Genomic DNA, 13,804 nt, shown 5'->3' with positions numbered 1-13,804 from the left:
GCCTTCGCTCCACGTTTCATATTGCATTCGCACTAAACGCTTTTGAGCTTTACCGACAACCATACCGACATGAAAGAGACATCTGGCAAGGTGCCGGCATCGCGCACCGGCATCACGCTGACCGACGCGCATCGCGCGTTTTTCACCGCCCTCCCGAAGGTGGAACTGCATTGCCATCTGCTCGGCGCGGTGCGTCATGACACCTTCATTGCGCTGGCGGAAAAAAGCAACGCGCCGATCACACGTGAAGAGATCGACGCGTTCTATACGCGCGGTGAAAAACCGGTCGGCGTGCTGCGCGTGCTGCGCGCGCTCGACGAACATTTGCTGACGCAAGCCGACGACCTGCATCGCATCGCCTACGAATACCTCGCCGATGCATCGGTGCATCAAGTTCGCCATAGCGAATTCTTCTGGAATCCTACTGGTACGGTGCGTGTGTCGAAGATTCCGTACGCCGATGCGCAAGCGGCGATCGTTGCCGCGATTCGCGACGCCGCGCGCGACTTCGGCATCAGCGCGCGGCTGATTCCGAGCATCGACCGCGAAGCCGATCCCGACGAAGCGGTCGCGCTGGTCGACTGGATGAGCGCGCACCGTGCGAATGAAGTGGTGGGGCTCGGCATCGACTACCGCGAAAACAACCGGCCGCCTGAGTTGTTCTGGAAGGCGTATCGCAACGCCCGCCACGCGGGCTTCAAAACCACCGCGCATGCAGGCGAATTCGGCATGCCGTGGCGCAATGTCGAGACCGCCGTCGATCTGCTGCAATGCGACCGGATCGACCACGGCTATACGATCGTCGACAATCCGCAGTTGGCCGCGCAATACGCCGAGCGCGGCATCGTGTTCACCGTGGTGCCGACTAATTCGTACTACCTGCGCACGCTCGCGCCGCAAGACTGGGCCGAACAGCATCCGTTGCGGCTCATGCCGGGACTCGGCCTGAAAATCCATCCGAACACCGACGACCCGACGCTGCACAAAGTGACGCCGAGCGAAGCCTGGCAGTTGATGTATAGCCACTTCGGCTTCAGCACCGCCGAATTGCGGCAGTTCATGTTGAACGGTATCGACGGTGCGTGGATCGATGAAGCCACACGCAACACATGGCGCGCGGCGTGGGACGCGGAATTCGATGCGCTGGCAGCGAAGTTGGCGGATTAAGTTGCCGAAAGCCTGCGGTAACGGCCCGCGGCAACGCCATAGGTGAGCGCCCTGCTACTCGCCGATCCACGAACCGCGCAGATCGCTGTCGTGCAGCAGTTGCAGCAACGTGCCCGCCGGACGGCTGAGCCGTTTGGCCGCCAGCGCGATGAATTCCACCGATGGCAGCGTCGGCAGACTGGCGGCGTTCAGCGGTGGCGCGAGGCCGCGCGCGGCGAGATACTGCGGGCGCACCGTGATCCCCAGCCCACCGCGGGCGGCCGCGATGCAGCCCGCGTGACTGCTGCTGGTGCACACCACCTGCCAGCTAAAGCCGGCTTCGGCGAGAGCATCGAGCACGACCGCCCGCGTCACGCTCGGCTCGGCGACCAGAATCAGCGGCAGCGGCTGCGTCAGGTCGACACGCGTGCCGATTCGCGCCAGCCACTCCAGCCGCCCGGTGAACAGCGGCACGCCGCGGCGGTCGCCCAGACGGCGCTTGCCGACCAGCAGATCGATCGACCCCGCGTCCAGCAATTCGTACAACCTGCCGGTCATGCCGATGGTGATTTCCAGCTCGACATCGGGATGCGCGTCGCGAAACGCCGCCAGCACGGTCGGCAGCGGCCCGAGCGCGACATCGTCCGACGAGCCGAGCCGCACTCGCCCCTTCAGACGCGGCGCGCGAAACTGCGATTCGGCCCGCGCCAGCGCCTGCAGGATCACGCTGGCGTGCGCGAGCATGGCCTCGCCGTCCGGTGTCATGGCAAGTGAGTGGGTATCGCGCACGAACAACCGCCGGCCGACGCTCTGTTCGAGCCGGCGAATGTGTTCGCTGACGCTCGACTGCGTCAGTTCGAGCTGCCGCCCTGCCTCGGTAAAGCTATGGCAGCCGGCCACCGTCGCGAAGGTCTTAAGCCAGATGGGATTGAGCATGCGCCATTGTCGCCCTGGTTATCGGCAAAGTCGATAACAGTCAGCATCCCTAGTGGGGTTCCCGATTGACCATGATGTCAATAAGATGACGGAATCCCCGAACGATTGCCCGGGGCACGGCCTCACGCCGTACCCTCGCCCTCCCAATGACCAAGGATTCCTCCCACACCGCGTTGCTCTGGATCGTCGCCGCCGGCTTCTTCATGCAGGCGCTCGACACGACGATCGTCAACACCGCGTTGCCGTCGGTTGCGAACAGCCTGCACGTCCCGCCGCTCGCGATGCAGCCGATCGTGGTTGCCTACACGCTGACCATGGCGATGCTCACACCCGCCTCTGGCTGGCTCGCCGACCGCTTCGGCACGCGGCGTGTCTATTTCGCGGCGATCCTCGTGTTCGTGCTCGGTTCGATCTGCTGCGCGAGCGCGCATACGCTCGGTCAACTGGTCATGGCGCGAGTGCTGCAAGGCCTGGGCGGTTCGATGCTGCTGCCGATAGGACGGCTCGCGGTACTGCGCAGCGTTTCCAGCGAGCAATACGTATCGGCGCTGGCTTTCATTTCGGTTTCCGGTCAACTCGGGCCGATTGTCGGACCGACGCTCGGCGGCTGGTTCGTTCAAGCGATCAGCTGGCATTGGATCTTTCTGATCAATGTGCCGATCGGCGTGGTCGGCCTGTATGCGGTACAGCGGTTTTTGCCGCAGCATGGGACCACTGAGGCGCCGCCGTTCGACTTCGCCGGCTGTGGGCTGCTGTCGCTGTGCATGATCGCGTTTTCGCTAGCGGTGGATGCGCCGGTAGAGATCCATCGGGCGGCATGGTCGGCGGGCCTCTTTGCGCTCGCGGTCGTCAGCGCCCTCGCTTACATTCCGCACGCACGGCGCCGCCGCAACCCGCTCTTCAAACTTGCGCTCTTCAGCGAGCCGAACTTCAGCGTGGGGCTGATCGGTAATCTGCTGTGCCGTATCGGCGCGAGCGCCGTGCCGTTCCTGCTGCCGTTACTGATGCAGTTGCAACTGGGCTATACGCCGCTCCATTCCGGCTTGATGATGCTGCCCGCCGCGCTGGCCGGCGCCGTCGCGAAACGCTGGATTGCGCCGCTCGTGCGCCGCTATGGCTACGACACGTTTTTGCTCGTCAACACGGTGATCGTGGGCGCGTCGATCGTCGCGTTCGCGCTGATTTCGCGCGGCACGCCGGTCGTGGTCGAAATCGCGATTCTGATGGTGTTCGGCGCGGCCGCCTCGATGCAGTTCGCGGCGATGAACAGCGTCACGCTCAAAGGCCTTTCGCATGAAGACGCCGGAAGCGGCAACAGTCTGTTTTCCATGGTCCAGATGCTGGCGATGGGACTGGGCGTATCGATCAGCGGCGCACTGGTGAATCTGTTTTCCGCGCAATGGGGTTCGGCCGCGCTCGGCTTTCGCTTGAGTTTCGTTTGCGTCGGCGTGATTACGCTGGTGTCGGCGTGGGTGTTTCGTCATCTCGACGAAGAAGCGCCGGCCACCAGCACGGCGCGCTCGCCTGCGGCACAGGGCGCGGGCCGCTGAATACCTGCGAGGCGGCTTTCTCAGTCCGGCAAGCGGATGCCGGAAAATCGCTTGCAGGCTTCGATCAAACGGTCTTGCACGGCGACGTCATACACGGCCGAATGCGGCTCGCGCGGTTCCATGTGATAGAAATATCCACCGCTGACGGTGGCCGCCGGTTCATCGCTGACCGTGAGCCACACCCGGGTTTTCGGCGCGGATCGCGATAGCCGACCGCCGCGTTATGCATCACGGCGTCGAAGCGGCCGAGCCGGTTCACCTGTTCCGCTAGCGCGACCGTTGCCGCAATACTGGACAGATCGCCTGCTACAGCAGTTTCCGCGTCCGGTACGGCCTTCATTGCGTCGTGGGCGCGCGTGGCGCTTCACCCATGCAATACCACTTGATGTCCGGCGTCGATCAGGAGGCGCGCGGCCATCTGGCCGAGTCCATCGGCGGAACCGGTAATAAAGATGCGGGACATGACAACGTTCTCCAGTGATCAGTAGAAATATGCCTGACGCATGGCGAGAACCGCATTGAATCGTGCATCCGGCGAATTCACTCAGATTAGCGCCAACTGGGCGCCTGACGCGATAACGTGGCTGTCAATCCGCTCATGACGGCGCGTCATCTATCAAGCCTTCTGGATGGCTTTTGGCGACGCTATGCCCTACGTTAAAACGCGCTTTCGCGTTAGCATGTGACGCATGGAATCCAACATAAGGGCATACCACCATGCCATTTGACGAGCGAATGCTGAACGGCATGGGCGTGTTGACGGCGATCGTCGACAGCGGCAGTTTTGCGGCGGCGGGCGAAGCACTTGATATGTCGCAGTCCGGCGTAAGCCGCTCGGTCGCGCGACTCGAAGCGCGCCTGGGCATCCGGCTATTCGACCGCACCACGCGCTCGGTTATGCTGACCGACGAGGGCCGGCGCTTCTACGAACAGATCGTGCCGCTGCTCGGCGGCCTGGAGGAAGCGGCGGCATCGGCGGCGCGAGGCGCGACTGCGGTTCACGGACGTTTGCGCGTGAACATGGACCCGTTCTTTTCGCGCCTCGTGCTGGGCCCGCGGCTGGGCGGCTTTATCGACAAGCATCCTGATCTGCAACTCGAGTTGATCACGCGCGATCAATTGGGCGATATGGTTGCTGACGGTTTCGACCTCGCTGTTCGTTTCGGCGACCCGCCGGTTTCGACGCTGATCGCGCGCAAGCTTCTCGACACGCGGATTTTGACCGTTGCCGCGCCGTCATATCTGAAGAAGCATGGACATCCGTCGAGCCCAGCCGAACTCGAAAACGGCAAGCATGTGTGTATCAAGTTTCGTGATCCGCTGACCGGTTATCCGTTTAGCTGGGAGTTTCATCGCGGCCGCAAGAAGATTGTGATTGCCCCGCAGGGGCGGCTTACGGTGAATGATGTCGGTACTTTGCATAGTGTGTGTGTTGCCGGGCAAGGCGTCGCGCAGATTCTTGCGCTGGGGGCGGAGTCGTTGCTTGCCAATGGGAAGATGGTTGAGTTGTTTCCCGACTGGGGGGATGAGGTTTATCCGCTGTATGCGCTTTATCCTTCGCGGCATCATCCGCCGGCTAAGGTTCGTGCGTTTTTTGATTTTATTGTTTCGTTGACTGGAGGTGCTGGGCGGGAAGCGGTGGCTTGAAGTGGTTGTTTGCCTATGGCATTGGGATTTGGTTTGGTTTTTTTGCCTGTGTGGCGCTTTCTGTCTGTGTGCCTGCGGCGTTGGCCCTTCCTTGTTTTCTTATTGGTTTATTAGCGTTCCCCCTGTGCGGGGGGCACCTACTTTTCTTTGCCGGCCGCAAAGAAAAGTAGGCAAAAGAAAGCGGCTCAAACCGCCAGTTCTTAAGCGGGTCTCCTGGCTTGGAGGAGGTAGTGGAGCATCTGGAATCGGTGTTCTCGCACACTCCGCGCTGGTGACAAGGCAGTCATACTTCCGGCGGCGCTGCGCGCGCCGTGGCGGTACTTCGTCAAACCGCCAGGCGGTTTTGGCGTTCGGCGGTACTTCACAAAACCGTCAGCCAGTTTCAACGTCGAAGTTTCGCCCGTATGGTCGCTCGCACTCCAAAACTTCGGCACTTCGCCGAGGTGAAGCCGATGGCTCCCACACCGATAAAGAATCGCCAACTGGTTTTACTAGCATACCCATCCGCGACGCACGTAGTGCAGAGTGGGATAAATGATGCCGGAAGCGCGTACACTCAATCGGTTTTGAGAAGTACCGCTGCGGCGCGCGCAGCGCCGCCGGAAGTATGACTGCCTTGTCACTCACGTTGAATGCGCGAGAACACCGATTCCAGATGCTCCACTGCCCCCTCCAAGCCAGGAGACCCGCTTAAGAACTAGCGGTTTGAGCCGCTTTCTTTTGCCTACTTTTCTTTGCGGCAGGCAAAGAAAAGTAGGTGCCCCCCGCACAGGGGGAACGCTAATAAACCAATATCAAATCAAGGAAAGGCCAACGCCGCAGGCGCAACAACCATAGCGCCGCGCAGGCAAAAAAACCATCAAACCGTTACGACAACCTTGCCAAACTGCTGATTAGACTCAAGATACCGATGAGCCTCAACAATCTGATCAAGCGAAAAAACCTTATCAACCACGGGCGCCAGCCCCCCAGACGCGAGTCCATCGAGCACAAACCTCCTGGCCCTGGCAAGTCGTTCAGGATCCCGTACGATCTGCTTGTACTGGTAACCGTGAACGGTCAACTCCTTCGAAAGAATCGGAAAAAGCGGAAACGCCGCCGGCTCGGCGCTCAGCGCGCCATACTCAAACAGAATCCCACCTTCGCCCATCGCCTCGGCAAGCTGGGCAAACGTAGCCCCAACAACCGGATCAAACGCAACCCGGGCGCCCTTGCCGCCCGTAATCTCACGCACTCGCGCAACTAAATCCTCTTCAGCAGTAGCAATCACATAATCCGCACCGACGGCCAACAAAGCATCCTGTTTGGCCCGCGTCCGCGTCGTCGCAATGGAAGTCGCCCCGACCATCTTCGCGATCTGGATCGCCGCCAACCCAACACTGCTCGAGGCCGCGGTGATGATCACCGCATCGCCCGCTCGTAGTTTCGCTATGTCGATCAGCGCGCCCCATGCCGTCACATACTGCATCCAGATCGCCGCGGCATCAGTCCAACTCAGCGACGCCGGATGCTTCACCGCCATCTCGGCCGGCACGGTCGCGACATCGCCGTACATGCCCCACCGCGTGATCGACAAAGGCGGAATGACACTCACGTGGTCGCCGACCGCCACGTTCGTCACCCCGGCGCCAAGCGCGCTCACTATCCCGGCCGCTTCGTAGCCAAGGCGCGCCGGAAACACCGGGCTCTCAACGTAGTGCCCCGAACGGAACATGGATTCAGCGCGGTTCAGGCCGAGCGCCTTGACCTGCAACGCAATCTCACCCGGACCAGGCGGCGGGACCTCCACGTCTTCGATCCTCAGCACCTCAGGGCCACCGTTTTCATGAATTCGTACGATGCGCGGCATGCTCACTCTCCAACAGGTCAGGTAGGAACTCACTATAATTCGAACCATTACGGCGATAAATCACGCTTTTGATCCATCTATCAAAACATCTGGTTTCCAATCATGGATCGACTTACCAGCATGGCGGTGTTCGTCAAAGCGGCCGAAACCGGCTCGTTCGCCGCCGCGGCGGCGGCATTAGGGCTTTCGTCGCAGATGGTCGGCAAGCACATCCGCTTTCTCGAAGCGCGCTACGGCATGCGGCTCATCGACCGCACCACGCGCCGTCAAAGCCTGACCGAAGCGGGCAGTGCCTTCTACGAGCGCAGCAAGGCGGTGCTGGCGGAAGCGGACGCGGCGGAAGCACTGGCGGCCAATTTGCAGGCAGCGCCGCGCGGCACGCTGAAAGTCAACGCGCCGGTAAGCTTCGGTGCGCACAGTCTCACGCCGGCCCTCGCGCGGTATATGAAGCAGTATCCGGAAGTCGATATCGATCTGACGCTGAGCGACCGCATCGTCGATCTGGTCGACGAAGGGTTCGACGCGGTGGTGCGGATTGCGCCGGTGCCGGACTCGCGGCTGATCGCACGTTCGCTCGCGCCGTACCGGCTGGTGGCGTGCGCGTCGCCCGCTTATCTGGAAGAACGTGGTACGCCTGTGCGACCCGCGGATCTCGTCGAACACGAATGCCTGGGTTTTGCATACTGGGCGCGCCCGCCGGTGCGCGAATGGGAGTTCACGGACGCGCGAGGACTGCACACCGTGCGAGTGACAAGCCGCTTTTCGATCAACAACGGCCAGGCGCTGCGCAGCGCGGCGCTGGCAGGCCTCGGCATCATTCAACAGCCGCGCGAGATGCTCGATCAAGACCTTGCCAGCGGCCGGCTCGTGCAAGTGCTGCCGGGCTATGAATCGCCGTCGCGGCCGATGCATATCCTGTTCTCGCCCGATCGGAAATCGACACCCAAGTTGCGCAGCTTCATCGATTTCGTCGTGGCGACGTTCGGTTGAATGTGCCAGCCGCCCACCGCGCGTGCGTTCAGCCAGCCACCTCGGCGAGCAGTTCACGCACCGCCGCCCTCGCCTCATGGCCTAACTCCTTCAGATCGACGCCGTTGACCTGGTCGTCGGTGACAACACGCTTGCCCGCCGAAAACAGCGCCGCCAGTGACGGCCTGCCGCCCGACGCCACCGGCCCGATCGCCGGATCGTGCAAACCGAAGTACCGCGGATCGTCGAGCCGGTAGATCGCCAGGTCCGCCGCATAGCCCGGCGCAATCTTGCCGACTTCGTCCAGCCCCATGATCCGCGCACCGCCCCCCGTGCCCCAGTGAATCACATCGGCGATGCTCGCCGCATTCGCCCCGCCTTCGAAGCTGCCGCCGCGGAACTTAGGCTGCGCCATCATCCCGAGCCGCGCGCGTTGCGCAAGCCACGTCATGTGGACTTCGGAGATCATGTCGGCCGCTTCGTTCGACGCCGCGCCATCGACGCCGATCGACACCGGCACGCCCGCGTCCGCCATCTCGCGCACCGGACAGATGCCGCTGCCCAGCCGCCCGTTGCTCTGCGGACAATGCGCGACGCCCGTGCCCGTTTGCGCGAGCATCGCGATTTCGTCGGCGTCGACTTTGACCAGATGCGCGTACCAGACGTCTTTGCCGAGCCAGTCGTGCTCGCCGCAAAAGGCGACCGGCGACTGCCGGTACATCGAATACGCGCTGTCCTGATAGCCGACCGTCTCCGACAAATGGCTGTGCAGACGCAGACCGAGCCGGCGCGCCACCGCCGCCGTCTCTCGCATCTCCGCGGGCGAGATCGAATACAGCACGGTGGTCGGCGCCATCACGACGCGCTGCATCGCGCGCGGCGATGCGTCGTGGTATTCGCCCGCGAGCCGTTCGATATCGGCGACATACGCATCCAGTGTTTCTGGCCGCAATGCCGTCGGCAATTCGGCTTCGAGTTGCCGCGTTTGCGTGGCGCCGCCGCGCAGCAGCACGAAACGCAAGCCGAGCTTTTCCGCCTCTTCGAACAGGATCGCCGAGCTGTCGAACGGCATGTCCGGGTAGTAGACGTAGTTGTGATCGGCCACCGTCGCACAACCCGAGCGCGCCAACTCGATCAGGCCGATGCGCGCCGCGAGCCTGAAGCGCCGCTCGTCGAATAGCGCGCGAAAACGATACGGCGTCGCGGCGAGCCACAGCGTGAGCGTTGCGTCGAGACCGGCTGTGTCACCCTTGAGCAGCGACTGGAACAGATGGTGATGGGTGTTGACCCACGCCGGGTAGATCACGCAATCGGTGGCGTCCACGATCGCTTCGCCTGGCCGCGGACTCAACGCGCCGATCGCGTCGATCGTATCGCCGACAATGCGAATGTCGGGGCCATTCACGCGCGCTGGATCGTCAGTCGAACCACGACCGCCGGTCATGATGACGGCCGCGTTGCGGATCAGCGTGGAAAGCTTCGTGTTGGAGGTAGTCATGAGAGCAAGATCAAAGTTGGCTATCGTGCCAGCCGCGCAAACCGATGCGCAACACCCACGCCGTGATGGCGAACAGTACGACGCCCGTCACGGTAATCAGCAGCAGGGCCGCAAACAGCCGTGGAATATTCAACTGGAATCCGGCTTGCAAAATCTGATAAGCCAATCCCGCACCACTGCCGCCCGTCCCCGCGACGAACTCCGCCACCACCGCGCCGATCAGCGACAGGCCACTGGAAATCCGCAAACCACCGAAGAAATACGGCAACGCGCTCGGAATCCGCAAACGCAGCAAAGTCTGCCAGCGGGTCGCACGGTTGATCTTGAACAGGTTGATGAGGCCAGGATTCACGCTGCGCAAACCGAGCGCCGTGTTCGAGATGATCGGGAACAATGCGACGAGCGTGGCACACAACACCAGCGCGACGTTCATGTCCTTGACCCAGATGATGATCAGCGGCGCAATCGCAACGACCGGCGTGACCTGCAACAGGATCGCATACGGAAACAGACTCGCCTCGATCAGCGGACTCTGCACGAACAGCAAGGCGATCACGACGCCGAGGGCAGTGGCAAGTGCGAACGCCAGCAACGTGATCTTCAACGTAGCGAGCAAACTGCCGAACAGCAAGGGCGCGTCCTGAACCAGTTCGCTGACAATCGCCGACGGCGACGGCACCAGATACGCCGGCACCTTGAACAACACGCACCAGCCCTGCCATAACGCCAGCACGATCACGCCGACGACCCACGGCGCAATCGCCTTCGTCATGCCCGGACGTTGCAACCACGGTCGGCGCGCGGGCTTCGCTGCCGACGCGCTCCGCTGGGTGTTGGCCGAATGACCCGCAAGCACTTCGCCTGTCATGATTGCACTCCTGTTTCTTCGTTCTCAAACGACGCACGGTGCGCACCGGCAATCAGCTCGGAAAGCGTGTTGCAATGCTGCATGAAGGGCACGCTGACGCGGTACGCATCGTCGCGTTCGAGCGGAGCGTCGATCGGTACTTCGGCGATGACGCGGCCCGGCCGCGCCTGCATCACGACCACCCGGCTCGACAGATAGACCGCTTCGTAAATGCTGTGCGTGACGAACACCACCGTCATACCGCGCCGCTGCCACAGCGCGCGCAAGTCGCTGTCGAGGCGGTTGCGGGTGAATTCGTCGAGTGCGCCGAAGGGCTCGTCGAGCAGCAGCAGATCGGGCTCGGTGACAAGCGCGCGCGCCAACGACACGCGCATCTGCATACCGCCCGACAACTCGCGCGGCAACACCTTGCCGAACTTCGCGAGGCCCACGCCTTCCAGCGCCTCGGCCACGCGCGCGTCCGCTTCGTGGCGCGATACATGGGCGAGGTCGAGCGGCAAGCGGACGTTGTCGGCGACCGTCGCCCATGGCATCAGCGTGGCCTCCTGAAACACCATCGACATGCGCCGCCCTTTCGAGCCGACCGTGTCGAACGGTTGCCCCCACCAGCGCATATGACCGTGCGTCGGCGTTTCGATGCCGGCGAACATCTTCAGCAAGGTGCTCTTGCCGCAACCGGACGGCCCGAGCAGCGAGATGAACTCGCCCGGCCCGATCGCGAGGCGCACGTCTTCGAGCGCGACCGTGCCGTTCGGATAGCGCTTATCGACGCGCTGCACCGACAGCAACGATGCTGGAGCGTTAGCGGAACAGGTTTCAGCCGGCGCCATGACTACTCCTCCGTTTGGATGGGGAACACTTCGCGAAATATCTCGGCTTCGCCGTTGTCGTTCAACAGCTTCAGCAACATGCGGCGCATCAGCAAACCCGGCTGATCCGATTCCATATGACACTCCTGCTGGCGGCGCACGTCGATGCATGCGTCATAGTCGGTGGCTTCGAGAATGTCGCGGTCTTCGTCGGTGATCGGCCGATCCCAGTCGATCAGCTCCCGCGTCGAACACGCGTCTTCGGTGTCGTTGCGATAGAGCCACTGCGACAGCATCAGCGTGCGATCGTCGATCGGCGTCGCGCAGTTGTAGATAATGTGATGGATGCCGCTCGCCGGATACACGCAACCGAAGCGGCGCGCGAACGGCATGAACCAGCGGTTGATCAGATGACGCTCTGTGACTTCCTCGGTCGTACCGGTGATGCGATAGCTGGCCGGCGGATTACGCACCGGCACATGGGTCTCGGCCTCAAAGCCCCATTCGTGCGGACGGAATTCATATTTCGACGGTTTCGGATTGTCGAACAGACCGAAGTTGGCTTTGTGCACGAAGCTGAAGTGCGAGTTGTCGAACGAGTTTTCCATCATCCGCAGCGGGCTCGTTTGCCAGCGCTCATAGAACTGCAGGATGCGGCGATAACCGGGCGCGCCGTCTTCGGGAAACTCGGGAATCGGTTGCAACGGATCGTCGAGCGCGACCCACGCGTAGCCATAGCGTTCCTCGCAGCGATACGACGGCACGATCGCGCGCGACGGAATTGCGCTGCCGTCGTTCTGCGGAATCTTCACGCATTGACCGGAGCAGTCGTAGGTCCAGCCGTGATAACCGCAGGCGATATTGCCGTCGCGATCGACAAAACCCTTCGACAGTTTCGCCGTGCGATGGCAGCAGCGATCGCGCAACGCGTGCGGCTTGCCGCCTGCGCCCTTCCACAGCACGATCGGCTCACCGAGCAAGGTGAACGGCTGCGGGCCGGCATCGAGTTGCGTCATCGGCATGATTGCGTACCAGAAGCGGCGCAAGATTTTTTGACGGGTGACCAGCATGGAGAAACTCCTTCTTCAAGCGTCCAAGCATTCGTGTGGCGCATGCGCTGCATGCATTAATGGCAACCCTTAGGGCATGACCTTCGCGTTCTGGATGATTTGCAGCGTGTAGGCGCTGTGATAATCGGTAGCGGGCTTGAGCAGCTTCGCGTCGACCATGTAATCGAAGGTCTTCTTCCAACGCGCGTCGGTCATCGTGCCGATGCCTTGCGTGGCCGCATCGCCGCCGGTGACGAGCTTGAGTATCTTCAGTTGCGCGACGCCGTACGCGAGTTGCGCGTCGCTCATCTGCGGATTGTCTTTCTTGATCAGCGCATTAGCCGGCGCAGGATCGTTCAGATAGCTTTTCCAGCCTTCCATCGATGCCTTCACGAAACGCGCCACCACGTCCGGCTTGTTCTTGAGCGTGTCGCGCATCGTCACGATCGTCGAGTTATACGGCGGATAACCGTCGTCGGCAAACAGGAAGAAGTGCGCGTTCACGTGGGCCTGCTCGGCCTGAAAAGTTTCCGACGACGGATACGCCTGCATCGCCACGTTCTGATCGGCAAAGAACGGTTGCAGGTTGAACGTGTACGGACGCGCTTGCGCTTCGGTGTAGCCGTATTTCGCTTTGAGCCAAGGCCACCAGGTCGTGCGGCCCGAACCGGCGACGAGGATCGTCTTGTTCTTCAGGCCCGCGAGACTCGTCACGTCAGCGTGCGTCATCATGCCTTGCGGGTCGAACTGGAACGCGGCGGCAACCGTGGTGACGGGAATGCCGGCTTCGACGCTGGAGAGCACCTGAAAGTCGTAGCCCATCAGGAAGTCAGCTTGGCCGCCCGCCAGCAATTGCATGCCGTTCACTTGCGGGCCACCCATCCTGATCGTGACATCCAGCCCATACTTCTTGTAGATGCCGGTCGCCACAGCCTGATAGAAACCACCGTGTTCGGCCTGCGCGTACCAACTGGTCAGCAGCGTCACGTGATCGTCGGCGTGAGCCAGATGTGCCGTCAGCGCGACGCCGGCGATCGTGGCAGCGCTCGCGGTGCGAGCAACTAGTGACCCAACCAGGGACCCAAATGAGCATCCGAATGAGGAACAAAGCGAATGGCCGCCAATGGCAACGCGGGAAATGCGGGCAACGCGGGAAAGAAAACGCAAAACGCGCATGACTGAACTCCGTGTGAGCGTGGGGATAGTGGGAAGGCAAAGCGATAAGGAGCGGTCGACGTGACCCATGCAACATGCGCGCAGCACTTGACCTGCGGACGAACGCAAATCGCCTCGCGCAATGGCAAGGACGCACAACAGTCGGGTGAAAAATTGGGGCAACTGCATCGCACGCTCCTTGTTGGCGGAACCGGACGGTTCCGTTCAAACGCCGAATCGCTTCGACGTGGGCGCACGATGCGCCCCAAGAGCAATGCCCCACGATGACCGGCACTTTCATGCCGGCTCGCTAGCCGCTTCTACTCTG

At 62.0% G+C, this 13,804-nt stretch carries 12 protein-coding genes; 4 read left to right on the top strand and 8 right to left on the bottom strand.

From position 1 onward, the window contains the following. Positions 1-69: 69 nt before the first annotated feature. Entirely contained in the window at positions 70-1,167 is a 1,098-nt protein-coding gene (gene add, locus WN982_RS10130) for an adenosine deaminase (protein WP_341315555.1), read from the top strand. 54 nt (positions 1,168-1,221) lie between these two features. On the opposite strand, the gene WN982_RS10125 is transcribed toward add, so the two are convergent. Then, positions 1,222-2,082: a LysR family transcriptional regulator gene (locus WN982_RS10125; RefSeq protein ID WP_341315554.1), complete on the bottom strand. Its 861-nt coding sequence runs from the start codon at positions 2,080-2,082 to the stop codon at positions 1,222-1,224. Between the two features lie 146 nt (positions 2,083-2,228). On the opposite strand from WN982_RS10125, the gene WN982_RS10120 reads away from it, so the two are divergent. Then, a complete protein-coding gene (locus WN982_RS10120) occupies positions 2,229-3,632 on the top strand; it encodes a DHA2 family efflux MFS transporter permease subunit (protein WP_341315553.1) in 1,404 nt (467 codons plus the stop codon). A gap of 20 nt (positions 3,633-3,652) precedes the next feature. Here WN982_RS10120 and WN982_RS10115 read toward each other — a convergent pair whose 3' ends face one another. After that, a complete protein-coding gene (locus tag WN982_RS10115; protein WP_341315552.1) occupies positions 3,653-3,814 on the bottom strand; it encodes a hypothetical protein in 162 nt (53 codons plus the stop codon). A 535-nt stretch (positions 3,815-4,349) separates the two neighbouring features. Between WN982_RS10115 and WN982_RS10110 the strand changes: the two genes are divergently transcribed. After that, complete coding sequence (locus WN982_RS10110) at positions 4,350-5,279, top strand: LysR family transcriptional regulator (protein WP_341315551.1); 930 nt, start codon at positions 4,350-4,352, stop codon at positions 5,277-5,279. Positions 5,280-6,138: 859 nt separating this feature from the next. Here WN982_RS10110 and WN982_RS10105 read toward each other — a convergent pair. Beyond that, a complete protein-coding gene (locus WN982_RS10105) occupies positions 6,139-7,128 on the bottom strand; it encodes a zinc-dependent alcohol dehydrogenase family protein (protein ID WP_341315766.1) in 990 nt (329 codons plus the stop codon). Positions 7,129-7,230: 102 nt separating this feature from the next. On the opposite strand from WN982_RS10105, the gene WN982_RS10100 reads away from it, so the two are divergent. Next, positions 7,231-8,118: a LysR family transcriptional regulator gene (locus WN982_RS10100; protein WP_341315550.1), complete on the top strand. Its 888-nt coding sequence runs from the start codon at positions 7,231-7,233 to the stop codon at positions 8,116-8,118. 28 nt (positions 8,119-8,146) lie between these two features. Here WN982_RS10100 and WN982_RS10095 read toward each other — a convergent pair whose 3' ends face one another. The 5 genes from WN982_RS10095 to WN982_RS10075 all read right to left on the bottom strand — a co-directional run bounded on the left by WN982_RS10095 (position 8,147) and on the right by WN982_RS10075 (position 13,497). Beyond that, a complete protein-coding gene (locus WN982_RS10095) occupies positions 8,147-9,595 on the bottom strand; it encodes an amidohydrolase family protein (protein ID WP_341315549.1) in 1,449 nt (482 codons plus the stop codon). 10 nt (positions 9,596-9,605) lie between these two features. Next, the gene (locus tag WN982_RS10090) at positions 9,606-10,367 is read right to left on the bottom strand and encodes an ABC transporter permease (RefSeq protein WP_341315765.1); all 762 of its coding nucleotides are present in this window, start codon (positions 10,365-10,367) and stop codon (positions 9,606-9,608) included. A 92-nt stretch (positions 10,368-10,459) separates the two neighbouring features. Continuing rightward, positions 10,460-11,293 (bottom strand): ABC transporter ATP-binding protein, encoded by an 834-nt coding sequence (locus tag WN982_RS10085; RefSeq protein WP_341315548.1) that lies wholly within the window; start codon positions 11,291-11,293, stop codon positions 10,460-10,462. A 2-nt stretch (positions 11,294-11,295) separates the two neighbouring features. Beyond that, entirely contained in the window at positions 11,296-12,342 is a 1,047-nt protein-coding gene (locus tag WN982_RS10080) for an aromatic ring-hydroxylating dioxygenase subunit alpha (protein WP_341315547.1), read from the bottom strand. 69 nt (positions 12,343-12,411) lie between these two features. Beyond that, positions 12,412-13,497, bottom strand: coding sequence for an ABC transporter substrate-binding protein (locus WN982_RS10075; RefSeq protein WP_341315546.1), 1,086 nt, complete (start codon positions 13,495-13,497; stop codon positions 12,412-12,414). Between the last annotated feature and the right edge of the window lie 307 nt (positions 13,498-13,804).

The sequence above is a fragment of the Paraburkholderia sp. IMGN_8 genome (assembly GCF_038050405.1).
Lineage (GTDB): Bacteria > Pseudomonadota > Gammaproteobacteria > Burkholderiales > Burkholderiaceae > Paraburkholderia.
The sequence above is the reverse complement of the archived record's forward strand: the minus strand, read 5'-3'. Positions and strand labels throughout refer to the sequence as shown.